The sequence below is a fragment of the Lysinibacillus sp. GW823-FHT02G10 genome (assembly GCF_058797135.1).
Genome location: NZ_JBXAJI010000001.1, coordinates 197747 through 222300 on the forward strand (window position 1 = coordinate 197747; position 24554 = coordinate 222300).

Consider the following 24554-nt stretch of genomic DNA (forward strand, 5'->3'; position numbering starts at 1 on the left):
AAAAATGTCAAAGCGTAGTTTAAACAGCGCTTTGACATTTTTGCTATAAGTTCCTCATCTCAGAACAATTAACGATTATCATATAAGCAATCACTAACAAAAAAAGTTTTGCTTATGAAATTAAGTAAGACGAAAAACAGCCATACAAAAAATTCTCATGGCTGTTTTGTCGCATTAATTTTCAATCATACTTGTTTCCTCAGTCCAGAAAAGATTATCTTTTACATTTGGAGTAGGGTAATCTGATGTTTCTGTTTCAGGTACAACACCTGGAGGTAGAGGGGTAGCAGGTCCTCCATAAGTGATACTAGTACCTCCGCTTGAGGATATATTATTTGCAACTACAATACCTGTAATATTTCCCCCTCCTCTTAAATTAATAGTAGCATTCGGTGCAATTATATATTGCCCATTAGTTTGCATGCCTCCACTAATTTCTATGCTTCTACCTCCTGAAATAATATTTCCGTAGATAGCTGCTCCTGATGTTAAAACCATGTTTGAGCTTTTATTTATAATAGATCCAGCTATTTTTGAGTTAGCATTAAGATTTATTGTAGATGATCCTTGATGATAAATATTTAATTGAGATGGATTCCCATTTTGGTTGAAGGGGCCAATGAAATTACTTATATTTTTTGCATATATATTTAGCTTCCCGTTCCCTTTAATAAAAATTTTCCCGTTTTTAATATTTAAATTATCTATATAAATATCAACCTCTTTATCTCCTACATCAATTGTGAAATCATTACCTGTATCCACAGTGAAATTTCTAAACTTAATACTTGAAGATCCTGTAGAAAGGTTTAACGTATATTTTGGATCTCTCCATGTATGGGGAGCGTTATAGTTTCCTTGATTGTCAATAACATCATACGGATTCCATTGATCTCCTATTGTTTGTTTAGATGCATAAGATATATTGTTTGCAGCTAAAAACTTATCATCTGGAAAAAATGTTGAGGGTAGATAACTTTTTGGATCGATATTCAACTTCGGAACGGTAGTATATGAAAGCCAGTGATCCGCAATTATATTATTTGGATTTTCTAAGCTTATATCTCCATTAACTTTTGCTCCACCTTTAAGTGTAAAAGTACCATTTTGCAAACTTACATTTCCAGTAACAGAACCACCCTCTGTAATGGAGATATTTCCTGAAACAATTGAAGCATAGCCATCAGGGAAGCTACCAGGTGGTTGTTCATTATTATTTTCACCAGTGCCATCACCACTATCACCGTCCTCCGAAAACGGAAGACGAGGTTCAATTTCGATTTCTTGTGTTACTTCTCGTTCTTTGGAGCCTTCAATGCTGCCCTTTGATACAATATTAATTCGATAAAGCAATGGTGTCCCATCTGCTGGTAATTCAGTATCTAATGTAATAGATGCCACTTTTCCTGTCGAAATGGCATGTGATTCTAGTATAGAAGGGGCATTTTTAAACGCTTTAAATTCACTATTTAAAATTCTTCTGTATTCCGCCTCCGCCTCCGCCTTTTTTAAACGAGGAAGCTGAGGTCGAGTGCTTTTTCTTCTTGTATTTTCACTATCAATCCATTTCGTAATTTGCTGATAGGACCTACTTTGAATTTCTGATAATTCTTTTTTTACTTCTAATTTCGCTAAACTCATCCCCGCCTCAGCAATATAAAAGACAGCCTGATCTTTTCTCTCGTAGTCTACTTGTTTTAGACTGTTAGAAGAGACACTGAGTAAAGAAATACCAAGGATTGAAATAATCACAACTAAAAATAATGCAAGGGCAAGTGCTGAACCTCGTTGATTTTTAATTTGTTTACTCATTATTTTCCTCTCCTTTGAGTAATATCTGTTGCTGCTGTTTGACCATCTTCACTTATAATTTCAATAGCGCCTCCACTGATCGTAAATGATGATATTTTATATGCAATGACTTCATCCTTGCTATTTGAATTTCGAATAATTTGATTATTTTCTAATCTATAAGTTGATACAACTTCCTCACCTAACAATAATGTGTGTAATTCTGTCGGAGGGTCTGTTGTATCATCAGATTCTGTTATAAGGTTATCACTTTTTCGAAAATCCTTCGTAATTACTTTTAAGGCAAAAGATAAATCCTTAATATCACGATTATGTGTACTTTGCTCGAGTTGTTGCTTTGTAGCAGATGTTACAATACTAATACTCAGTATGGATACGACGGCAAGAATAACAACGACTGTGAGCACTTCAAATAATGTAAGACCTTTGCTATTTAAGAGCCATTTCATCTTATTTTGCCCCCCCAAGTATATACACATTTTCCATTGTAGCTTTACTATTTGTACTATTTTCAATAACTTCTAGATGTACATAAACCGCATTTTTATAAGCGGTATCTGCAGGAAATGTTTCTAATATTAAATAGTAGGTAAAACGATCTTCTTCGTGTGGTTTATATTTATACACTTGGTTAGTGGGTAAAGAAGATGAGGACGTTTTAGCATTCTCTTCATCTAATTCATAGCCACCTGCTAAATCTTCATAAGTAACAGCTCCACCAGATGCATTATATATCTCCTCCATCTTTACTTGAGCGGCATAAGTAGCATCCATAATATCATTTGACTTGTGCGTTGTCTTATTTGATTGAACGAGCAAGCCAAAAAATGAAATTAACACAATGCCTATTATTAAAAGGGCGGCAACAACTTCAATCAAAGTCATGCCTTGATTATTTTTAAGATATTTTATCAAAATCAATTCCCTCCCTATATTACTATTGATCTATCAATAGTTTGGTCTATGTTGAGTAACCGAAAATATATTGTATGTCGATATTTAGCTCTATTTTGTTTTATTGATTTATTTTACAGTGTCTTTGTCCACTCCTATGATCATGTGGACCTCACGGAGCAACGCTTTATCAATAGATCGACCACTAACAAAGCTTTCATCATTTGGTGTTCATAATCATAAATTTCATAGAGAGTGTGTAAAACCTCCTAAATATCATAATTATTTTTAATGCTAAAGATATAGTTAGCTTCAATTTATTATAAAATAAAAATTTCTTAATATGTATGTAAGTTCAAAAAGATAATGAATTAAAATAGTTAATTAAGGCTATTATAACAAATTCTAAATATGTATCGAAAGAAATTTAAGGTTATGCATAGTTCTTTGTGACTAATTGTTGAATTATTTTTGAATTTTCATGTGAAATATCTAGTCAAAATCGGAACAAAGTTGCATTTTAGTAGTGCCAGAATACCATAGTTGTAGTATCATTTGTATATAAATAGAAAAACCACTAAGTTAAATAAAGGATGATGTGGATGAAAACATACATAAAAATAATTAGCTTGTTTTTGGTAATTGTTCTAATTGTGGGATTTTTTGTTCCATCATTTGTGCTAAATGACACAGTTTTTGCTAAAGAAGGTCCTAAATCTTCAACCATTGGGGGTATTGAGATCCATGATGTGAAAACAGTAGATTTAGCAACTACGCTACAAAATGCAATTTCAGAATGGCAAGAAGCCGAAATGGAAATTGTTAGTGATGGTATAGCCAAAACCATTGACTCGAAACAATTTGTTTTTGATCCATCAGCAGCTATTGCTCAGTACGAAATACTGACAAAAAAGCCTTGGTATGCTTTTTGGCAAAAAGAAAAAGTAGTTCATATTCCCATTCCTGTTACCGTCAATGAAGCGATTACGCAGCAAATAGAAGAAGCAGGTGTTTGGGATACAGATAAAACACTCCAGAAATTAATCTTACAAGCCAGCTATTTGAAGGAGCATAAGGTCGAAGCCGTTATCAATGAAGGTTCCATGCAAACCGGGGAAAGGATTGCCTTTCAGATTGCCGAGCTACCAGCAAATAGTCAAGGAGTAGCAAAAATCATTCCGTTATTAAATGATGTAAATCTAGTTCCAAATCAATCCATCTCGTTGCTTACACTTTTAGGTGAACAGGCTGGGGTTGTCAATGATGCAGGTTTAGATTTTGTGGCATCAATGCTATATAGTGTAATTCTTCAAACGGATTACGAAATTTTAGAAAGACACTCTCAGGAAATAAATCCAAGCTATTTGCAACAGGGAATTGAGGCAGATATCAATGCAGCATTAGCAAAAGACTTACAATTTATTAATCGGTCTGAGCAGCTCGGTAAACTGAAAGCATCTATAGAGGGTAATCAATTAAAGATAGAAGTTTTTGCAGCCGCGAAAGACAAGGACATCACAGTACGTGTTAGTAAGGATAAAATTGTAAAGCCACGCATTATTTATCGCTATTCGAAGGAGTTAAAGGCTGGACAAGAAAGAGTGGAGCAAGAGGGTAAAGAGGGTTCAAGAGTGGAAGTATATCGTTCCATTGTAGAGAACGGAGCAACAGAAGAACAATTCATTAGTAGAGATTATTATGCACCTCAAAATCGAATTGTTATGCGTTCTTCGCAGGAGCCTGTTATTATCACAACGCCTACTCAGAACGTAGGGGCGGGTGCAACAGATCCTGATTTAGAAGTGGATTTAGATGGTAATGGTTTGCCTGATGTGAAACCTTCAAAATCAGAGGAAACAAAGCAAGAAGATGGACCAGAAATTGTCTATGGCTACTATGATAAGGGTGGTAATTTTGTACAAACAAGTCCTTAACGATTGGAGGTATGTTTATGGCAATGAAGCCAGGGCGTAAACGTTTAGGGGATTTACTGGTGGAATCAGGTGTTATCACAGCTGACCAGCTTGAGTACGCATTAACTACTAAGATGAAAAATGAGAAGCTTGGAGATTTCCTTATCAAAGAAAATTTCTTAACAGAGCAGCAGCTTATTGAAGTCTTAGAATTCCAGCTTGGTATCCCTCATATCAGCCTGAATCAGTTTTCAATTAGTCCCGAATTATTACAGCTAATTCCAGCGGAGCTGGCAAAGCGGACAAATATTATGCCGATTCGCAAAGAAAAAAATAAATTGTTTATTGCAATGGAAGACCCAATGGATTATTTCGCCATTGAGGAAGTTCGTATGACGACAGGCTGTCAAATCGAGACAAGTATTGCGGCAAAAGATGATTTATATCGGACGATAACAAAATACTATGATTTACAGGAATCAATGGATGCGGCAATGTTGGATTTGGCTGCCACAAGTACGGAAACACAAGAGGAAATAGAGAATGAGGATTCACCTATTGTTCGTTTAGTGAATCAAATTATTGCGAATGGTGTCGCACAGCGCGCTAGTGATATCCATTTTGATCCGCAAGAAACAGAGCTTCGTGTCCGCTATCGGGTAGATGGTGTGCTACGTACTGAGCGATCCTTGCCAAAGCACATGCAAAACGTCGTATTGGCGCGTATTAAAATTATGGGGAATTTAAATATTACAGAAAATCGTATTCCGCAGGATGGACGTATTAAAACCAATGTTAATTTTAGACCTGTCGATATCCGTTTAGCTACACTACCAACAGTTTATGGTGAAAAGGTAGTTATGCGTATTTTAGATTTAACTAATTCAGCCAATGATATTGATAAATTAGGCTTTAGTGCAAGTAATGAAGCACTTTTCAGGAAAATGATAGCCCATCCAAACGGTATGATGCTGATTACTGGACCAACAGGCTCAGGTAAGTCCTCTACGTTATATGCGGCCCTTTCTCATTTAAATGAAGAAGGCGTCAACATAATTACGGTTGAGGACCCAGTGGAATATCAGTTAGATGGTATCAATCAGATTCAAGTAAAAGAGGAAGTCGGCTTAACATTTGCGGTAGGGTTACGCTCAATTTTACGACAGGACCCCGACATTGTAATGGTAGGGGAAATTCGTGATCTTGAAACAGCTCAAATTGCTATCCGTGCTTCACTAACGGGCCATTTAGTATTAAGTACACTGCATACTAACAGTGCCATCGAATCTATCTCACGGCTCCATGACATGGGGATCGAGCCATTTTTATTATCCTCTTCCCTTGTAGGAATCATGGCGCAACGTCTTGTACGAAAAGTTTGTCGTGATTGTGCTGAACCATATATATTCACTTCTCGTGAACTAGAAATACTTGAGGAGAATGGAGTGGAAGGCGTAACACATGGTAAAAAAGGGCGTGGATGTCCTGCCTGCAATCAAACAGGCTACAGAGGACGTATGGCGATTCATGAAATCCTCCCTGTTGATCGCCAAATAAAGGATATGATTTTAAATCGTGTTGGTGATCGCGTCCTCCGTGATTATATGAAAGAAAAAGGCTACCATACCCTATTAGTGGATGGATTACAAAAGGTTGTAGCAGGCCAAACAACCACTTCAGAAATATTACGTGTTGCAAGTGCAGACTAGGGGTGAAAAAAATGACAGCATATTCAATCGTTGAATTATTAACACGTGCATTTGAAGAAAAAGCATCTGATCTTCATTTAACAAAAGGTATTCCACCAGTATATCGTATCCATGGGCAACTAGAGCATTATGGCATAATCCCACTTGAAACAGAGGATTTGAAGGCAATGGTAAAGGTCATTCTTCCTGTCCATAAACAACAGGAATTTGAGGATAAGGGAGAAACGGACTTTAACTTTTCATTGCCTGGGAAATGTCGATTCCGTGTCAATGCATACCATCAGCGAAATGAAGTGACGATTGCAGCTCGTTTAATTGAGGCTAAAATTCCTTCTATTGAAGCACTCAATATGCCACAGGTGTTATATAAGCTTGCGGAAAAACCACAAGGCTTAATATTAGTAACTGGCCCAACAGGCTCAGGGAAATCAACTACCTTGGCAGCAATGATAGATCACATCAATGAAACAAGATCTAAACATATTATTACGTTAGAGGATCCAATTGAATATTTGCATACACATAAGAAGTCTGTCATCAATCAACGTGAGATTGGTGTCGATACAATGAGCTTTGCCAATGGTTTACGTGCATCATTACGTCAAGACCCAGATATTATTTTAGTTGGGGAGATGCGAGATTATGAAACCATTTCAACGGCTATTACGGCTGCTGAAACAGGGCATTTAGTTATGGCTACACTGCATACAAGTAGTGCACCAACGACGATCGACCGTATTATCGATGTATTTCCACCGCATCAGCAGAGTCAAATTCGTGTGCAGCTTGCGAATGTACTACAAGGTATTGTTTCTCAGCGTTTATTTGTACGTAAGGATGTAAAAGGGCGTATTGCTGCGACAGAAATTTTAGTACAGGCACCTGCTATTTCAAATTTAATTCGTAACGAAAAAATTCACCAAATTCCAAGTGTGATGCAGACAAGTAAAGCATTGGGTATGCACACATTGGAATATTCCATGCAACACCTAATTACCACAGGTAAGATTTCACTAGAGGATGCAAGACCATATATGAACGCTGGTGATTATAGTTGACGATATTTCGTTATAGTGGTCGGACCAAAACAGGAGCACCTAAAAAGGGCATTATCGAGGCACCGAATAAAAAGGTAGCCATGGAAAAGCTTCGAGCACAAGGAATTAATGCACGAGAACTTCAGGAGTCAAATAGCATTTTACATAAAGATATTGCTTTTGGGACAAAAGTAAAGCACCAGGAATTTGTTATTTATTGTCGACAATATGCGACATTAATTCGTGCTGGCGTTCCTGTGGTTGAAGCGACCCATATTTTGGGTGAGCAAACACGGAGTAAACCACTAAAGCGAGCATTGATGCAGGTTGAAGAGGATATTCGAAATGGTATGGCATTTTCAGATGCAGCAGGCAAACACCCAAAAGTGTTCCCATTGCTATTTGTCAATATGATGCGTGCTGGTGAGGCTACAGGGAACGTCGACGATACATTAGATCGTCTTGCAAGCACACTAGAGAAGCAATACAACATTAAGAAAAAAATTCAATCTGCCATGACCTATCCAGCGATTTTATCGCTTCTAACACTAGTGGTTGGTATGTTTTTAATGGTGTTTATTGTGCCAACCTTTATGGATGCATTTAAAGAAATGAATTTGGAAATGCCGTTAATAACGGTCATTGTAGTGGGTATTAGTGATTGGCTCATTCAGTTTTGGTACCTTGTGATTTTAGGGCTATTGATATTAGTAGTGGGCCTTCACTATTTCTATAAAAATAATAAAGAGTTTCATTATGCCGTCAATGTATTTTTACTGCGTATGCCAATCTTTGGACAGCTTTTGCAAAAGGATATTATCGCAAGAATGACAAGAACCTTGTCAACACTCTTTAGCAGCTCCGTACCAATCTTACAAGCCTTAACAATAGTCGAAAAGGTTGGTGGTAATCCGGTAATGGGGAAAGTAGTACTTGAAGCGCGCGATAATTTAGAAAAGGGTGGCACATTATCGGAGCCACTTGAAAAAAGCTGGCTATTTCCACCGCTTGTAACACAAATGACATCAATTGGCGAGAAAACAGGGTCCTTGGATTACATGCTCGAAAAGATCGCTGATTTTTATGAAGAGGAAGTAAACCGTGCTGTCGATACCATGAAGTCACTCATTGAGCCTTTAATGATTGTAGTACTGGCTCTAGTTGTAGGAGTCATCGTTGCGGCTATATTCTTACCAATGTTCCAACTATATGAAAATATGTAATGTTTACAATATTGATATGGATGCCCTTTTGTTCCGCTTAATGGGAAATATCTACTTAGATTTGCTAACAAAAGGAAGCGGCAAGTAGGTATCTTCATGGTTAAGTATTAAAGGAGAGACTGGACATGGAAATTAGGGTAAAGAACGAAAAGGGCTTGACATTAGTCGAGTTATTGGCAGTCATTGTTATTCTAGCTATCGTTGCTGCCATTGCAATTCCAGCTATAAGTAATGTCATTGATAATTCACGTTATAAGGCATTAAAAGCAGATGCCATTAATGTTATTCATGCCGCGCAGTTTTATTTTATGGAGCATCCAACCGCTGATCAATGGCAAATCGTCGAAGTGGAAAAATTAGTATCTGGCGGTTATTTAGACAGTGTTGGCAAAATATTAGAGGCAGATAAAGAAGGTCAGAGTGCCAATGTCCAATTTATCGAGGGCACCTACTACTTCAATGCGCATGCGATTTATTACAGCAATGGAAAATATATAAATTTTGATAATGCCACCTTACAGCATATTGCAGACGATATTCGTAAAGGCAGCAAGGGAACCGGTGGCAAATGTATTGGGCGAGATTGTGCAGCTTCGCCATAATGTTCAGAAGCGCGTGTACACACACTTCATATAAAACTATTAAGGAGGATTTCAAAATGTTAAAAAAGTGGAAAAATAAAAAACTATTGAAAAATGAGAAAGGTTTAACATTAGTTGAACTATTAGCTGTAATTGTTATTCTAGCAATTATTGCAGCAATCGCTGTACCTGCAATTGGTAATATTATTAATAAGTCGAAGGACCGTGCAATTTTAGCAGAAGCATCAAATATTCTAGCGGGGGCTAAGATTGCTTATATTGATGGGGCTTGTAAAGATGGTAAATGTGATGCAAAAGCATTAGCACCATTTGTAGACGGAATTGATTTGAAAGATTCAGCAGCTGAATATGACGGTAAGGATTGGAAAATAACTTATGATAGATTCGGGGAACTTAAAACAAGTGAGTTCCAAATCAAGGGGACACAAATAACGGAAAAAGAACTAAATAAATTATTAACAAAAGCTGAAGTAAAGCCTACAGAAGAAAATAAACCTGAAGAGTAATAATCAGTCCTCCCAACCCACTCAGAAGCGCAAGAAAATTTGCGTTTCTGGCTGGGAAATGGATGACTAATAGAAAAAATCGATTATACTGAATAGGATAAGGAGGTCTTTTCACATGTTTAAGAGAAAAAGAAAGTCGCATGTTTCGATTGAACTGAAGGATTATGTGCTACGTGCGATTGTGGCGAAAGGACCAGAGCCTAATCAGTGGCAGGGCTATGAATACCCTTTAGCAGCTGGAATCGTTGAAAATGGAACTATAATCGATGAGGTAGCTCTTTTTGAGGTGATTAAAGAGCAAGTAATGAAATGGACAGGGAAAAAACAGGCTGTTCGTATGTTTGTCCCTGATACGACGGTTCTATTAAAAAACTTTGAGCACCCTAAAGATGTAAAGCCTCAGGAATTAAGAGGATATGCTGAAATGGAATTGGGACATTCTATTCATTTACCATTTCAAGATCCTTTAATTGATGTGTATGATGCAGATGCCGAGGATGGCAAGGCTATCTTATTTGCTGCGCCTTCTGAAGAGATTACGAAACTGGTAGGGATGCTGTTAGATGTTTCATTAGAACCCGAAGCTGCCGATATTCGTGCGCTTTGTAATATACGCTTATTAGAGCACATGTCCTTATTAATGCCTAATAAAACATATTTAATTGCAGAATGGTCGATTAATGAACTCTCTATCAGTATTTTTTCCAATGGCCAAGTGGAGTTTTTGCGCTATCAAACCATTGAAGTAGATATGACGCAATGGCTGGGGAAGAAAGAGAATGAGTTTAGCTATCAATTTATTTATAATGGCGAATCAGAGAATTATCAAATGGTCGTAATGGATCAGGTTCTAGAGATTGATCGGATGATGAATTTCTTTAAGTTTTCTTTACATAAAGGTGAAAAAACAGTGGATGAAATTATCATGCTTGGCGATAACCCACTATTGAAATCAATTGGGAACTTACTCGCTTCTAATTTAGAACCACCACTAAGGGTTGTCGATGGGAAAAAAATTGAGAAATCGTTTCCGCGCTTTAAGCGAGAATTTTCAACGTTGCTTGGCTTAGCTTTGAAGGAGGTTCGTTAATGGTTCCAGATATAAACCTCTTACCACAACTTGAAAAAAGAACAACTTCTCCCAAGCTTTTTTATAGCTTGGTGATTGTCATTGTGGGACTTATTGTAGCGTATTTACTTTTTTTATTTTTTACATCCAAAAGTGAATTGTCACGATTGACTGCAGAGGAACAGGCATTAACAACACAGCTTGATCAATTGCAGCAAGAGCTAGACGCACGACAAAATGTCGATCAGGGTTCGTTGGAAGAGTCAGTAACTTTTATACAAAGCGTTTCTTATCCTGTAACACCGTTAATTGATGAAACAAAAACTTTATTACCAACTCAATCCTATTTACGTAGCTATGTTTTCGGAGAGAACTCGGTGAATATTGAAGTGGATTTTGAAACGATGACAGATATATCGAAATATGTTGAGCGACTTTTAATGAGTAGCTATTTTACAGATGCTCAAATTAACACTGTCTCAAACTTTGAAATAGAGCTAGGTGAACAAAGGGTGTTAACACCCCAACAAAAATTTAAAGAAGTACCGCGATATTCAGTGTCCATTACAGCGACAATCGATTTTATGTATTTAGCTGGAGGACGACGCTCATGAATAAATTAACGAGTAGTAAAAATTCGTCTATGATCTTGTTACTGGCGCTGATAGCTGCTATTTTATTTGCGCTGTATTATTATTTGCTTTCACCAAAATTGGATGAAGTGAATGAAAAAGAGAGTAATGTATTGCAGGTGCAGCAAGAATTAGCTAGTGTCAAAGAACAACTAGCACAATTAGACAAAGAGCAGGGACAGCCTACTATCAATATATTAGCCTTAAGACAAAAGCTACCTGTAACAAGAGCCGTTGAAAAGATTATTCTTGATTTAGCTGAGATTGAAGAGGTGACAGGAACTCGTGTACTGTCTTTAACTGTTCAAGGTGAGGACGGCACTGTGACACCTTCAGATGAATCGAATGATCTTAATATGTTGGAGCAGGCTGAAGCAGAGGTCAATGGTGATCAGGAGAACAAGGAGACTACTACACCGATTGCATCTCTTTCGAAGGACTCTTTACCAACTAATTTAAAGCTTGTTACTTTTATATTAGAGGTGGGTGCGCTTGATTTTAATTCTCTTGAAAGCTTTTTACAGGAGGTTGAACAATTAGAGCGTATCATGAAAACCGATAAGATTGAATTTAAATTGCCTGGAGAGCAGGCACAGCTTGAGAAAGATGCAGATCTTACGTTAAAGGCAACAGTGCAAGTGACGACGTTCTATTACGAAGAACAACAATAACTTTATTGATAGGCGCACCATACTTCATTTGTATGGGCGCCTATTGGTTTAGGAGGACATAAAATTGGAAATGGCTTATACGATCTTTATTTTTTTATTTGGACTTGTCTTTGGCTCTTTTTATAATGTAGTTGGCTTACGTGTACCACAGAAGGAGTCGATTGTACATCCTCCTTCACATTGTCCAAAATGTCAGAGACGACTGACGGCGCTTGATTTAGTACCAGTTTTGTCTTATGTATTGTTAGGAGGAAAATGTCGGGGTTGTGGCAATAAAATTTCTTGGGTTTACCCAGTCATAGAATTAATGACAGGTGTATTATTTGCCTTTGCTTATTGGCAGCTAGGCTGGGGCATAGAATTGATAGTAGCACTCTTTTTTATCTCTTTATTAATTATTATCGTTGTATCAGATTTAGCCTATATGCTAATTCCAGATAAGGTGTTAGTATTCTTTTTACCTTTGCTAGCTATTGGACGAGTGCTGTCACCATTAACACCGTGGTGGGACTCTCTTGTGGGTGCTGTGGTTGGTTTTGGCATATTATATATCATTGCTGTGCTATCAAACGGTGGCATGGGTGGAGGCGATATTAAATTATTCTTTTTAATTGGTCTCGTTCTGGGTACGATTGATACACTGTTAACGCTATTTTTAGCTGCAGTTATTGGTATGATTGTCGGGATTACCATGTTATCGAAAAACAAACAGGGGAGAAAAACACCCATTCCGTTTGGGCCATCTATTGCATTGGCCGCAGTTATTGTTTATTTCTATGGCGATGTATTAATTCATTGGTATCTAGGCTTTTGGTAATTGTGCAATTTTCAAGAATGTGGAGGGAAGCAAGTGAAACCGATTATTGGTATTACAGCCTTTGTAGAGGATGATTTATCCTCTCGATTAAATGTTGCTTACAGCAAAAGTATCATTGAAGCAGGTGGAATTCCACTGATTATTCCAATTGGAGTAGAAGAAGAGGCAGCCCAGATTTTAGCCCTTACAGACGGTTTATTATTATCTGGTGGTCATGATGTGCATCCATTTCTATTCGGGGCTGAGCCTTCATTAAAGCTTGGAAAAATTCATCCAGCGCGAGATACGATTGAGTTAGCATTGATTGAAGCCGCATTCCAACGTAAGATGCCTATTTTCGGGATCTGTCGAGGAATTCAAATACTAAATGTTGCATTAGGTGGTACCTTATATCAGGATATTGATAGTGATCACTTTAGTACCAAGTTACTCCAACATATGCAGCAATCAGGTCGAGCTGTAGCTACCCATTCTGTACAGGTTATTGCTGACAATCTATTAGCTACTATCGTTGAACAAGAGAAAATAGCAGTGAATTCATTTCATCATCAAGCGGTGAATGTTTTAGCAGAAAAATTAAAAGTAGCGGCAAAATCTAACGACGGTATTATCGAAGCGGTAGTTCATGAGGAGATGCCATTTTGCTTAGCTGTTCAGTGGCATCCTGAGGAACTAGCCATAGCAGGAGATGAGAGTGCTCAAAAGCTATTTTCAGCCTTTATTGAAGCGAGCATAAAATTTAAGAAGGAAGCTTAGAAGAGGCATTGTACAAAGAATCCAATCGTATGTGGATTCTTTTTTTGCGTAAAAAAGAGGATACATGCTCTTAGAAGGAACATAATCCTCAAAATCTGCTTTAATCGTTAATGTACACGTCTATAAAGACCTACAACTTGTCCTAAAATAGAAACTTGATCGACAATAATTGGTTCCATAGAAGAATTTTCAGGCTGTAAACGGAAATGGTTTTTCTCTTTAAAGAAACGTTTTACAGTTGCTTCATCCTCAGCTGTCATAGCTACAACAATATCCCCATTATTAGCTGTTGCCTTTTGTTTTACAATGACTAAATCTCCATCTAAAATCCCAGCTTCAATCATTGATTCCCCCATGATTTCTAGCATGAACAATTGATCTTCACTTGTGCCATACGTATCGGGTAATGGGAAGTATTCTTCAATATTTTCAATTGCTGTAATTGGAGAACCAGCTGTAACTTTCCCGACAAGTGGGACATGGATCACCTGTTGTTTTTGAATGGATTCTTCAGGCTCTAAAATTTCAATTGCGCGTGGCTTTGTTGGATCTCGACGAATAAAGCCTTTTTGTTCTAATCGAGCTAAATGTCCATGAACAGTTGAACTGGAAGCAAGTCCAACTGCTTCACCAATTTCACGTACTGATGGCGGATATCCTTTAGCTCGTACCTCTTCCTTAATGAAAGCTAAAATGTCCTCTTGTCTTTTCGAAACTTTTTTCATGAGTGCTCACCTCTTTTTTCTAAAATCATTCTTCTTATTTGATAGTATAACAGAATGCGAACATGTATGCAAACATAGGTTCGAAAAGTGTTTGACAAAAACGTTTGTTCGCTTTATTATGGGAACATACATTCCGAACAAACATTCTTAAAAAGGGGTAATGATTATGACATGGTTTAAGAAAAACACACATATCTCAATTTTAATAGGAGCTTGTTTATTATTTGCAGCATACCTTTACATTACTGATCCAGGAAAAGTTAGTTACGCAGAAATTCAAATCGAACATGGGGATAGCTTGTGGTCGTTAGCCGAGCAATATCGTGGTAAAATGAGTACTGATGATTGGATAAAGCTTGTAAAAACTGAAAATGAACTAGCAGATATTAAAATTGTAGCGGGAAAATCTCTAGTTATTCCTGTAGTGAGTGATCAAGCCAGTCCCATCAATACTATCGAAATTGCGAGAAATGAACAATGATAAATAATCAACTATCGGCTGTTGTCTATTGTCGCGTAAGTACTGAAAAAGAAACACAAAGCTCCTCATTAGAGCGCCAGCAGGAAGAGTTGCTGCGCTATGCTAAAGAGCAAGGCTATGCGGTGAAGGGCGTGTTTAAAGATCAACATAGTGGTTATGATGTAGAACGTGAAGGCTTGCTAGAAATGCTTGATTTTATAAAAGATAAGAACATTAATGCTCTTTTTGTCCAAGATGAAACTCGTTTAGGACGAGGCAATGCAAGGATGGCTGTATTACATTTATTACAAAAGTCAGCAACTGATGTTTTTTCTATGCGTGATGCAGGCCCAGTCCAATTAAATGAAATGGATACGATGCTGCTTGAGATTTTAGCGATTGTAGAGGAATATCAACGTAGAATCCATAATGCTAAAATTCGACGAGGTATGCGACGTGCTGTAGAAAACGGTTATCGTCCAGAAAATAATTTATCGAATCGAGGTAATCCGCAGGGGCAGGAGCGAAAAGATCTACCTGTAGACGAAATTGTGAAGCTACGCAAACGTGGATTTACCTTTGAAGAAATTTCTATAACGCTTAGAGGGTTAGGCTTTGAGGTAAGTAAGGCGACAGTACATCGTCGTTTCCAAGAGCACCAAGAAAGATTAGCAGGAAAATAATATTCCTGCTAATTTTTTTTGTAAAAAACTACTGAAGGGAAGAAAAGCTTTCGATGATAACATGATTTGGCAGTTGGAAAGGGTGCTCTTTATTTATTCGGTCATAAAACATGATGCCATTCAAATGATCGATTTCATGCTGTACAACGATGGCCCCGTAGCCCTGTAACTGTACAATGATTTCAAGTCCATCGATGTCGTAAGCTTTGACTTTAATTCTCTCATATCTCGGTACAAAACCAGGGACAGGTCGATTTACAGATAGACAGCCTTCTCCTTCCGGTAGATAAATCATATTAAGGGAATGACTTATTATTTTAGGGTTAATCAGCATCATTTCTTGGTCATCAAAGAGTACAGCAAACATTCGTTTATCTACGCCAATTTGATTAGCAGAAAGTCCACTTCCAGGCCGAAGCTTATATTTTTTTGCTAGCGTTTGATTTTGGCTATTTTTCAGATATTGCAGCATGGCTAGGAGGGTATTTCGGTCTTCATTGGTCACTGGTATCGACACTTCTTGAGTTTGTTTTCTTAAAATCGCCGAGTGTTCTTTCACAAAATCCTTCATTGTAATCATATAATCTGGGTGAAATTTAGTCATAGATAAACACCTCATCAATACGGCTATTAAGAACCTTAGCAATCTTAAAAGCTAATTCAAGGGTCGGATCATATTTATCATTTTCAATATTATTAATCGTCTGTCTCACAACTCCACATTCTTTTGCAAGTGCCGCTTGTGTTATGCCTAATTTTCTTCTTAAAATTTTGATGATGTTCTTCAGAATTATCCCTCCATTTTGTCCAAAGTATTAGACATTTATATCCATTTCCCTAAGAAAACAGATATTAGACTATTTGATTCCTATGCTAGTATGAAAAAAGTAAAGACACTTTTGCAGAAGGGTTGATTGGAGTGGAGCCAGCGTCACTCCTAGGGGATTTAGCGTCACAGATGAGACCCTAGAAAGGACGCTGACGGAACGGAAATCACCCCACAGCCTTGTTAAAAGTTCTCATTCTACTAATGACATCATCTTTTTTCAACAACATGAAATGCCCGATTAATTGGACATTTGGGTTTTAAATCATCACTTAATACCAATTTTCATCAAAATTTAGCTTTAACGCATGCCCGAAACAAATACCGAAAGGAATAAAACCTCTTCCTCTTGCTGTAATGATATTTCCATCTTGTACCACTAGTTCATCTGAATAGTTATGAAGTTCAAAGCATCCTAACTGCTCCATGCCATCTAAAGGTAGTCCTACTGTATATTTTTTGTTCTTTAAGACCCCTGCTTTTGCTAATAGGTAAGGGGAGCTAGAAATACTTGCAATCATTCCTCCTTTTGCAGATAGAAGACGAATGAAGTCTAGTAAGCTCTCTTCAAGTTGTAATGTAGAAATATCCATACAGCCTGGTAATAGTAGACTATCAATATCGTCAAGCTCTACCTCATTCACGGATAAATCGGCTATACAATTTAAACCAGATTCTCCTCTGATAGGTTTGGTATTCGATCCAAGTGTGATGATGGGTTTACCGCCTTGCATTAATATGGACAAAGCAACACTCAATTCATATTCACTAAATTGTGGGTATAATAACACCGCAGTTTTCTTCATTTCATACACCTCTTACCTTTAGATTGTTCCATTCTTCCTCTAAAATAGCGTAATAGTATTCATCCCACCAAGTCTCTCCATGAGGAATGCATTTTTTGAAAAATCCTTCTTGGCGCATTCCTATTTTTTCCATTACTCGGTAAGAAGCGATATTTTCTGGCTGGCATGTGGCAATAATTCGATGAAGTTTCATTTTATTAAAGCCGTGATCTAATAGGGCCTGAGCAGCTTCAGAAGCATAGCCATGATTATGATAGGCAGGATTCATAACCCATCCAATTTCATACGTATGGTCGCCAAAGTATTTGTGGAAAACAAGATGACCAATGACTCGCTGTTGTTCACGTAAAACAATGGCGAAATGTTTTGCTTGCTCGTTGCTATTCTCTGTTACGAAATTTTGAACCTGATCTTCATTCAACACACCCTCTGGCATATAGTGCATGACCGTTTTGTCGGACATATAGCTATAAACAGCCTGCCAATCTTGGGCTTCAAATGTTCGAATAAGTAGTCTAGGTGTTGTGATGTTCATGATAGCTCCTCCTATTATCTATCAAATTTTTCCTTTTATTATTAGTTATACACCTCTAACTTCTGGAAGTCATGTAAATAATGGCTAAGAAGTGTTTTTAAGGGTTGGTATAACTGCATTTTAAGGGAAACCATGCTATACTTTGCATACTGAGGTCATTAAGCTAGGTACTGAAAGGTGTGTAACCATGTTATCAAAGGAAAAAATTAACCGAATTAATGAATTATCTGCTAAAGCGAAAAGCGGACAATTAACAGAGGAAGAAGCAAAGGAGCGCACAGCGCTTCGCAAGGAGTATTTAGATACGTTTAGAGCAACGATGCGAGATACGATTGAAAACGTTAAAGTGGTCGATGCAGAAGGAAATGATGTAACTCCTGAGAAGGTAAAACAAGCACAAAAAAATAAATTTCTAAATTAATGTGACACAATTCAATAAAGTATGTATGAAAACGCAAATAGTATAACAAAAAGCATTGTTTTCTAAAGCAATGTTGACTAAACTGTAAAAGAACAATATATAGGACGAGAAAGGATGTCACAATATAATGACTCAACACGCGGATCTTTTAGCAATTAATGCTATCCGAACTTTGTCAATCGATGCTATTGAAAAAGCAAATTCTGGTCACCCAGGTTTACCAATGGGAGCAGCGCCAATGGCTTATACGCTTTGGACAAAACAATTACGCCATAATCCAGCAAATCCAAAATGGTTTAACCGTGATCGTTTTGTACTATCAGCAGGTCATGGCTCAATGCTTTTATACAGCTTACTTCACCTTGGAGGCTATGGTTTACCAATGGAAGAAATTCAAAACTTCCGCCAATGGGATTCATTAACACCAGGACATCCTGAATATGGTCATACAGTAGGGGTAGAGGCAACAACTGGTCCTCTTGGGCAAGGAATCGCTATGACTGTTGGTATGGCAATGGCTGAGCGCCATTTAGCGGCTACTTACAATAAACCAGGTCATGACATTGTTGACCACTACACATTTGCGTTATGTGGCGATGGTGACTTAATGGAAGGCGTAGCAGCAGAGGCGATTTCATTAGCTGGTCACTTAAAACTTGAAAAATTAATCGTGCTTTACGATTCTAATGATATTTCTTTAGATGGTGACTTAGAAAAGTCATTTTCAGAAAACGTTCAAAAACGCTTTGAATCTTATGGTTGGAATTATTTAAAAGTGGCAGATGGTACAGATGTAGATGCTATTAATGCAGCCATTGAAGAAGCCAAAAAATCTACTGGCAAGCCAACATTAATTGAAGTGAAAACAGTGATTGGTTTTGGTTCTCCAAATAAATCTGGTAAAGCAGATTCTCACGGTGCACCACTTGGTACAGATGAAGTTGTCTTAACGAAAGCTGCCTATGAGTGGGCACATGAACCATTCCAAATTCCTGCAGAAGTTTACGATACATTTAATGCGGCTGCTGAAGTACAAGGCGCACAACCAGAGGAAGCTTGGAATGCAAAATTTGCTGCATACAAAGAAGAATTCCCAGCGTTAGCAGCTCAATTCGAGAAAGCGATGAATGGTGAATTACCAGAAGACTTTGCTTCTGAGTTACCTGTATATGAAGCTGGTAAATCTGTAGCAACTCGTTCTTCTTCAGGCGATGCAATTAATGCTATTGCGAAGAAAACACCTTCATTCTTTGGTGGTTCAGCTGACCTTGCTGGCTCCAATAAAACAACGATGAAGGGTGCAGGAGATTTCTCAGCAGACGACTATGCTGGACGTAACATCTGGTTCGGTGTTCGTGAATTTGCAATGGGTGCTGCTATGAACGGAATGGCTCTTCACGGTGGTTTAAATGTATTCGGTGGTACATTCTTCGTATTCTCTGATTACGTTCGTCCTGCAATTCGTCTATCTGCATTAATGGGTCTTCCTGTAACATATGTATTCACACATGATTCGATTGCAGTAGGGGAAGATGGTCCAACACATGAACCAATCGAACACCTTGCATCATTACGTGCAATGCCAAACCTATCTGTTATTCGCCCTGCGGATGCAAATGAATCAGCAGTTGCGTGGGAGCTTGCAGTAGCAGCAGAAAAAACACCAACTGTTCTTGTATTATCTCGTCAAAACTTACCTGTTCTTGACGCTTCTATTGAAACAGTACGTGAGGGCGTAGCAAAGGGTGCTTACACAGTGTCTCCAGCTGCAAAAGAAGTGGCAGATGCTATTTTAATTGCAACAGGCTCTGAGGTTTCGCTTGCTGTCGAAGCACAAAAAGCATTAAAAGCAGACGGTATAGATGTAGCAGTTGTTTCTATGCCATCTATGGATCGCTTCGAAAAACAAGACGCAGCTTACAAAGAATCTGTTCTACCAAAAGCTGTTACAAAACGTCTTGCAATTGAAATGGGGGCATCATTCGGTTGGCATAAATATACTGGCTTTGAAGGCGATGTTCTAGCAATTGATAAGTTCGGTGCATCTGCTCCGGGTGAATTAGTAATGGAAAAATACGGCTTCACTGTTGAAAACGTAGTAGCAAAAGTGAAAGCACTATAATTTACAACAAATACCACAATACTCAGCGATTTAAACATCAACTGAGTGTTGTGGTACTTTTTTTAGCAGCAAACACAGTATGTGAAAACTCCATAAAAAGGGTGAGCGAATGAAGAACTATAAAGTTGTGTTATTTGACCTAGATGGAACATTATCTGATCCCAAAATAGGAATCACTAAATCAGTGCAACATGCTTTACAGAAGGCGGGCGTCATGGTGAATGATTTGGATGAACTGGAACCATTCATTGGACCACCATTACAAGTATCTTTTCAAGAAATCTATGGATTCAATGATACACAAATAACGCAAGCAATTAGAGATTACCGAGAACGATTTACGGAAAGGGGAATGTTTGAAAATAAACTATATGAAGATATTCCAGCTTTGTTAGCTCATTTAAAGCAACAAGGATATATACTAACTATTGCCACCTCAAAACCAACTGTCTTTGCGGAACAAATCATAAAGTATTTTCAGCTAGAGTCCTATTTCGATCTTGTCGTAGGAAGTCACTTAGATGGTTCACGTTCTGCCAAAGGTGAGATTATTGCAGAGGTACTTCAACAACTTGATTCCTATCCAAAAGAGCAATTTATTATGATTGGGGATCGAAAATATGATTTGATAGGGGCTCGTGAAAATCAAATCGATGCCATCGGTGTGACATATGGTTTTGGGTCGCTAGAAGAATTAAAAAATGAAGAGCCTACATATATTGCGGACCATGTAAATGATCTCCTAAAATACCTCTAAAAACACGAAAAACTGCATGTCAGCATGCAGTTTTTTTATGTAGGATTATTTAGCAAGTCCGTTTTGGAAGGCGTAGACGACGGCTTGAGTACGATCTTGAACTTCTAGCTTTGCTAAAATATTACTAACATGTGTTTTTACCGTTTTCAAGGCAATATATAGCTCATCAGCGATTTCCTGATTGGCTTTACCCTGGGCCATTAGCAATAATACTTCCATTTCACGTTCAGTCAATTGTTCGTATAGTGGCGTACTATTGCCGTGGCGCATGCGGTGCATCATTTTGGAAGTGACCTCTGGCTCTAATACCGTTTCGCCACCCATCGTTTTTCGAATAGCATCTGCAATTTGTTTGGCATTAGATGTTTTTAAAATATAGCTTACCGCGCCAGCCTCTAAGGCAGGATATACTTTATCATCATCTAAAAAACTAGTCACCATCATGATTTTGGCCTCAGGCCATGCTGCTAATATTTCCACTGTTGCCTCTGCTCCTGTCATAACAGGCATCACATTATCCATTAAAATAATATCAGGCCTTAGCGATAGGGCACGTTCCACAGCCTCTTTACCGTTCTCAGCCTCACCTACAACCGTAATATCCGGCTGTGCTGAAAGGTAGGCTGACACACCAATCCGTACCATTTCATGATCATCCACTATGAGCACTTGTATCATCGACATTGACCTCCTCTTTTTGTAAAGGAATTTTAACCTCTACAATTGTTCCTTCACCAGGCACTGATACAATTTTATAGGTGCAGCCAATTTCAACTGCTCGTTCAGCTATGTTTTGTAAACCGTATGATGTGGATTTATCTTCCTCCACATCAAAGCCTAAACCATTATCTTGAATTCGTAAAATAGCTAAGTCGTCTCGTGCCACAAGAAGTAATTCCACCTCACTTGCTTTGGCATGACGCAGCGTATTGGAGAGTGCCTCTTGTGCAATACGAAATAAATGATCTTCCTCTGCTTTAGTTAAGGCCATTTCTTCTAATTCATATTCTATATGGAAATAAACTTTTTGCTGAAGTTCAATAATCAATTCCTCTAAGCCTTGTGCCAATGTTTTATTGTGTAAAGCAACAGGCCGTAAGTGTAGCAGTAATGCACGCATTTCTAGCTGTGCCTGCTGAACGATTTTCTCCACCTGTTTTAAGCTAGTAGCATGTTCGTCATTTTCAGTTAATGCAGATAGTAACATAGAGGCAGCAAATAGTTGTTGTGACACAGAATCATGGAGTTCTCTAGCTAGTCGTTGGCGTTCAGCAATAATACGCTCCTGAATAATTTTATCATTGGCCTCAGCCCGTTCATTGGACAAACGCTGTAAACTTTTACGTTGCGTATCAATTAATTCACTCGTTTGGACAAGTGCTTTTTTTAACGATTTCGGAAGAGCTTGTTTTTTAGGAAAAACAAAATCAGGCTCGATCAGTTGTTTCACTATTCGTGTTGCCTGCGCTTCTCGTGCCCTTGCAGTCATACTGATCCAGCTAGCAAACAGGAAGCTAAGTATAAACAGGCTAACTATGATGATGCCACCTAGAGGGATATTATCGTAATTCTGCTGCCATAAGGGCTCCCATGTTTTTTCATCAGGATTGCCCCATAGTGCAACAAGAAGACCGAAAACAGCACTCATTAAAATAAAAAATAATGTAAATAATCTTGAGATAAATGCTATCATTTTCGTAGCACCTCCAAATCTCCAAGCCAGGTTGCGACATGAATAATCAGTACACGTTTAGCATCCTCAGGGTTGCCGTCTGAGAAAGTAATACTTTCATTTACTATACGTTGCGGCCCTACGTGTAAGCAGGAGAGCTCACCAAATAACGTCGTATACTGTAAACGGAATGGAATTTCATAAGGAACATAGATTTGAACTTTACCGATACCTTGTCGAATTGTAATAAGACTAGTGCCAGCTGGTAAAATCGTTTGCGTTGTATCAATGGTAATATCTCCTGCAAGGCGCTGAATTTGTACATCTTGCCATTTATAAGCTTCTATAGGCGCTGGCATTGTGCCAATTAGGTCATTTTTAATTGCAGGAAGCTTTTCAAATAGCTCTGCACCAACTACTTTTGGCTCGTTTTCTCTTTGCAAGTATTGATAGAGCATATATAAGAGCATGATGACGATAAATAAACGTAAGCTCCACATCGTGAACAAAGCAATGGCAATAAAGAAAATTCCTGTCCATTTAAAAAATCGAACTTTTTTGGAAAAACTCAAATAAAGAAGTACAGCCCCAATCAATAAACAGAAGGCACCACCATTATTAAATATAGTTAGCTCCACAAAGACGAGTAAAAAGAAGCAAAGAACCCAAAATGTGAGCTTATTTGTTGTGAAATTTTGCATGAGGGTCACCCTTCCTTCTAGAAATTGATGTGAGAAGCTGAACTTCTCTACATGCTTTAATACCTTTCAAGCATTTTTTTCAATGTGTCATTTATTAGTGTGACATCAAGTTTGTTTGGATAGTGAGCAGAGTGTTGTAATGTGATAAACTCCTTGCCATTTGGTGCATCTAAAATCTCGTAATATTGTTTAGATAATTCATAATTTGCCTGTTTATCATATATTCCATGAATAAGATAAACAGGGATTTCTATAGTTTTAACAGTTTCAAAAAAATTAGTAAGGATAATTTCTTTTTTTAATTCCTTGCTTTCGATAAGACTAAATTGGGGACCAGAAATAAATGCATGATAAATATCTTGTAAAGAATAGTCAGGTGAAGTGAAAGCCCCTTTGATTAAATTAAAAAGGTTCACCTTTTCTATGGTATCATCAGAATAATTCATTCCTTTATATTGATTGATAAGTTTACTAAACTGGTCTTCATCTTCTTCAAGATAGGGTTTTTTATCAAAACTCTCCAAAATTCTAAGAGTTTTCTCATCGTCAATTGCTTGGGCTTCGTTCTTTAGCCACTCATAACCAAGTTCCTGTCCCTTTGTTGGATTCGTTAATTGAGAAATGCCTAAATAAGCGTGAAACTTTTCGGGATATCTAGCTATTAATTGTGTTCCGATTACTGTTCCAAAAGATTGCCCAATGATAAAGATCTTTTCCTGTTTGTAATGTACTCTTATAAAATCCACAATACTATTAGCATCTTCTGTGAATTGAGCTAAGTTCATTGTGTTTAATGATAAGTTTTTATTATAACTTTTACCAGACCCCCGTTGATCATAAAATACAGCTACGCAGTTCTCTGTAATCTCAGGAAACAGCGTTCTAGCACTTACCCCATATGGAAATGGGGAGCCAGGGCCACCATGAAGGAATAAACAAAATGGTCTTTCTTTATCTTGCCCCTCTACTAGTATAAATTGTTTACCTCCATTGACAGTTATTTCTTTTAGTTCACTAATACCACCATTTTCAATAATGGCCGTACTTTGTTGCTTTATCTGCTGTTGAACAATGGAACGATAACACAATAAACAGATTGAAAGTACGAGGAGAAAAATTAAAACAAAAAGGCAGATTTTAATCATATGATGGACCCACTTTTTAATTTTCATCTTAGTTAATTCCTTTTCCAGTATTAATCGCAA

28 protein-coding genes are annotated in these 24554 nt (G+C 37.7%); 16 read left to right on the forward strand and 12 right to left on the reverse strand.

Translation table 11 applies throughout. The annotated features are described in order from the left end of the window. Nucleotides 1–174: 174 nt before the first annotated feature. From AC1RFD_RS00960 to AC1RFD_RS00970, 3 genes are read right to left on the reverse strand one after another with little or no spacing between them, the layout of a single operon-like run. Nucleotides 175–1812 (reverse strand): DUF7305 domain-containing protein, encoded by a 1638-nt coding sequence (locus tag AC1RFD_RS00960; protein WP_103117624.1) that lies wholly within the window; start codon nucleotides 1810–1812, stop codon nucleotides 175–177. After that, nucleotides 1812–2261, reverse strand: a complete 450-nt coding sequence (locus AC1RFD_RS00965) for a PulJ/GspJ family protein (protein WP_492474418.1) — start codon at nucleotides 2259–2261, stop codon at nucleotides 1812–1814. Before AC1RFD_RS00965 ends, AC1RFD_RS00960 begins: the two co-directional genes overlap by 1 nt. 1 nt (nucleotide 2262) lies before the next feature. Further along, nucleotides 2263–2727, reverse strand: a complete 465-nt coding sequence (locus AC1RFD_RS00970) for a type IV pilus modification PilV family protein (protein WP_492474419.1) — start codon at nucleotides 2725–2727, stop codon at nucleotides 2263–2265. Between the two features lie 581 nt (nucleotides 2728–3308). Between AC1RFD_RS00970 and AC1RFD_RS00975 the strand changes: the two genes are divergently transcribed. The 11 genes from AC1RFD_RS00975 (at nucleotide 3309) to AC1RFD_RS01025 (ending at nucleotide 13641) form a co-directional block, all read left to right on the forward strand. Next, on the forward strand, nucleotides 3309–4640 hold the full coding sequence (locus AC1RFD_RS00975) for a G5 domain-containing protein (RefSeq protein WP_492474420.1): 1332 nt from the start codon (nucleotides 3309–3311) through the stop codon (nucleotides 4638–4640). 17 nt (nucleotides 4641–4657) lie between these two features. Next, on the forward strand, nucleotides 4658–6328 hold the full coding sequence (locus AC1RFD_RS00980; RefSeq protein WP_369823970.1) for a GspE/PulE family protein: 1671 nt from the start codon (nucleotides 4658–4660) through the stop codon (nucleotides 6326–6328). Between the two features lie 11 nt (nucleotides 6329–6339). Next, nucleotides 6340–7386, forward strand: coding sequence for a type IV pilus twitching motility protein PilT (locus tag AC1RFD_RS00985; protein WP_492474421.1), 1047 nt, complete (start codon nucleotides 6340–6342; stop codon nucleotides 7384–7386). Beyond that, nucleotides 7383–8588 (forward strand): type II secretion system F family protein, encoded by a 1206-nt coding sequence (locus AC1RFD_RS00990; RefSeq protein WP_492474422.1) that lies wholly within the window; start codon nucleotides 7383–7385, stop codon nucleotides 8586–8588. The genes AC1RFD_RS00985 and AC1RFD_RS00990 overlap by 4 nt, the downstream gene beginning before the upstream one ends. 125 nt (nucleotides 8589–8713) lie before the next feature. Then, a complete protein-coding gene (locus AC1RFD_RS00995; RefSeq protein ID WP_492474423.1) occupies nucleotides 8714–9190 on the forward strand; it encodes a prepilin-type N-terminal cleavage/methylation domain-containing protein in 477 nt (158 codons plus the stop codon). A gap of 56 nt (nucleotides 9191–9246) precedes the next feature. Beyond that, nucleotides 9247–9696, forward strand: a complete 450-nt coding sequence (locus AC1RFD_RS01000; RefSeq protein WP_492474424.1) for a prepilin-type N-terminal cleavage/methylation domain-containing protein — start codon at nucleotides 9247–9249, stop codon at nucleotides 9694–9696. A gap of 115 nt (nucleotides 9697–9811) precedes the next feature. Further along, the gene (gene pilM / locus AC1RFD_RS01005; protein WP_066036585.1) at nucleotides 9812–10786 is read left to right on the forward strand and encodes a type IV pilus biogenesis protein PilM; all 975 of its coding nucleotides are present in this window, start codon (nucleotides 9812–9814) and stop codon (nucleotides 10784–10786) included. Beyond that, a complete protein-coding gene (locus tag AC1RFD_RS01010) occupies nucleotides 10786–11379 on the forward strand; it encodes a PilN domain-containing protein (protein ID WP_066036586.1) in 594 nt (197 codons plus the stop codon). Before pilM ends, AC1RFD_RS01010 begins: the two co-directional genes overlap by 1 nt. After that, nucleotides 11376–12068: a hypothetical protein gene (locus tag AC1RFD_RS01015; protein ID WP_054550589.1), complete on the forward strand. Its 693-nt coding sequence runs from the start codon at nucleotides 11376–11378 to the stop codon at nucleotides 12066–12068. The genes AC1RFD_RS01010 and AC1RFD_RS01015 overlap by 4 nt, the downstream gene beginning before the upstream one ends. Before the next feature lie 64 nt (nucleotides 12069–12132). Then, nucleotides 12133–12885: a prepilin peptidase gene (locus AC1RFD_RS01020; RefSeq protein WP_115673521.1), complete on the forward strand. Its 753-nt coding sequence runs from the start codon at nucleotides 12133–12135 to the stop codon at nucleotides 12883–12885. Nucleotides 12886–12918: 33 nt separating this feature from the next. Continuing rightward, entirely contained in the window at nucleotides 12919–13641 is a 723-nt protein-coding gene (locus tag AC1RFD_RS01025; protein WP_431810357.1) for a gamma-glutamyl-gamma-aminobutyrate hydrolase family protein, read from the forward strand. A 107-nt stretch (nucleotides 13642–13748) separates the two neighbouring features. On the opposite strand, the gene lexA is transcribed toward AC1RFD_RS01025, so the two are convergent. After that, nucleotides 13749–14366, reverse strand: coding sequence for a transcriptional repressor LexA (gene lexA / locus AC1RFD_RS01030; protein ID WP_004232118.1), 618 nt, complete (start codon nucleotides 14364–14366; stop codon nucleotides 13749–13751). Between the two features lie 166 nt (nucleotides 14367–14532). Here lexA and yneA point away from each other — a divergent pair, with 166 nt between their 5' ends. Together yneA and AC1RFD_RS01040 are read left to right on the forward strand one after the other, a co-directional pair. Beyond that, nucleotides 14533–14847, forward strand: coding sequence for a cell division suppressor protein YneA (gene yneA, locus AC1RFD_RS01035; RefSeq protein ID WP_048391327.1), 315 nt, complete (start codon nucleotides 14533–14535; stop codon nucleotides 14845–14847). Beyond that, nucleotides 14844–15509: a YneB family resolvase-like protein gene (locus tag AC1RFD_RS01040; RefSeq protein ID WP_066036590.1), complete on the forward strand. Its 666-nt coding sequence runs from the start codon at nucleotides 14844–14846 to the stop codon at nucleotides 15507–15509. The genes yneA and AC1RFD_RS01040 overlap by 4 nt, the downstream gene beginning before the upstream one ends. A gap of 28 nt (nucleotides 15510–15537) precedes the next feature. Here the strand turns inward: AC1RFD_RS01040 and def are convergent, their stop codons facing one another. From def to AC1RFD_RS01060, 4 genes are all read right to left on the reverse strand, one after another. After that, the gene (gene def / locus AC1RFD_RS01045) at nucleotides 15538–16113 is read right to left on the reverse strand and encodes a peptide deformylase (RefSeq protein ID WP_279494307.1); all 576 of its coding nucleotides are present in this window, start codon (nucleotides 16111–16113) and stop codon (nucleotides 15538–15540) included. After that, nucleotides 16106–16297, reverse strand: coding sequence for a helix-turn-helix transcriptional regulator (locus AC1RFD_RS01050; RefSeq protein WP_279496431.1), 192 nt, complete (start codon nucleotides 16295–16297; stop codon nucleotides 16106–16108). Before AC1RFD_RS01050 ends, def begins: the two co-directional genes overlap by 8 nt. A 310-nt stretch (nucleotides 16298–16607) precedes the next feature. Further along, on the reverse strand, nucleotides 16608–17141 hold the full coding sequence (locus AC1RFD_RS01055) for a DJ-1/PfpI family protein (RefSeq protein WP_048391323.1): 534 nt from the start codon (nucleotides 17139–17141) through the stop codon (nucleotides 16608–16610). A gap of 1 nt (nucleotide 17142) precedes the next feature. Continuing rightward, nucleotides 17143–17676, reverse strand: a complete 534-nt coding sequence (locus tag AC1RFD_RS01060; protein WP_103117633.1) for a GNAT family N-acetyltransferase — start codon at nucleotides 17674–17676, stop codon at nucleotides 17143–17145. A gap of 187 nt (nucleotides 17677–17863) precedes the next feature. Here AC1RFD_RS01060 and AC1RFD_RS01065 point away from each other — a divergent pair, with 187 nt between their 5' ends. The 3 genes from AC1RFD_RS01065 (at nucleotide 17864) to AC1RFD_RS01075 (ending at nucleotide 20976) form a co-directional block, all read left to right on the forward strand. Next, a complete protein-coding gene (locus AC1RFD_RS01065) occupies nucleotides 17864–18097 on the forward strand; it encodes a DUF896 domain-containing protein (protein WP_004232132.1) in 234 nt (77 codons plus the stop codon). Nucleotides 18098–18224: 127 nt separating this feature from the next. After that, nucleotides 18225–20219 (forward strand): transketolase, encoded by a 1995-nt coding sequence (tkt, locus tag AC1RFD_RS01070; protein WP_048391318.1) that lies wholly within the window; start codon nucleotides 18225–18227, stop codon nucleotides 20217–20219. Nucleotides 20220–20328: 109 nt separating this feature from the next. Beyond that, nucleotides 20329–20976, forward strand: a complete 648-nt coding sequence (locus AC1RFD_RS01075; RefSeq protein ID WP_066036594.1) for an HAD family hydrolase — start codon at nucleotides 20329–20331, stop codon at nucleotides 20974–20976. Between the two features lie 45 nt (nucleotides 20977–21021). Here AC1RFD_RS01075 and AC1RFD_RS01080 read toward each other — a convergent pair whose 3' ends face one another. Genes AC1RFD_RS01080 through AC1RFD_RS01095 form a run of 4 tightly spaced genes read right to left on the reverse strand, consistent with a single transcriptional unit; the run spans nucleotide 21022 to nucleotide 24521 of the window. After that, complete coding sequence (locus AC1RFD_RS01080) at nucleotides 21022–21654, reverse strand: response regulator transcription factor (RefSeq protein ID WP_054550596.1); 633 nt, start codon at nucleotides 21652–21654, stop codon at nucleotides 21022–21024. Next, nucleotides 21629–22669 carry a sensor histidine kinase gene (locus tag AC1RFD_RS01085; protein WP_016992954.1) on the reverse strand — a complete coding sequence of 347 codons (1041 nt, stop codon included), beginning with the start codon at nucleotides 22667–22669 and terminating at the stop codon, nucleotides 21629–21631. Before AC1RFD_RS01085 ends, AC1RFD_RS01080 begins: the two co-directional genes overlap by 26 nt. Beyond that, the gene (gene liaF, locus AC1RFD_RS01090; protein WP_004232142.1) at nucleotides 22666–23349 is read right to left on the reverse strand and encodes a cell wall-active antibiotics response protein LiaF; all 684 of its coding nucleotides are present in this window, start codon (nucleotides 23347–23349) and stop codon (nucleotides 22666–22668) included. The genes AC1RFD_RS01085 and liaF overlap by 4 nt, the downstream gene beginning before the upstream one ends. A gap of 56 nt (nucleotides 23350–23405) precedes the next feature. Then, nucleotides 23406–24521, reverse strand: a complete 1116-nt coding sequence (locus tag AC1RFD_RS01095) for an alpha/beta hydrolase (protein ID WP_492474425.1) — start codon at nucleotides 24519–24521, stop codon at nucleotides 23406–23408. Between the last annotated feature and the right edge of the window lie 33 nt (nucleotides 24522–24554).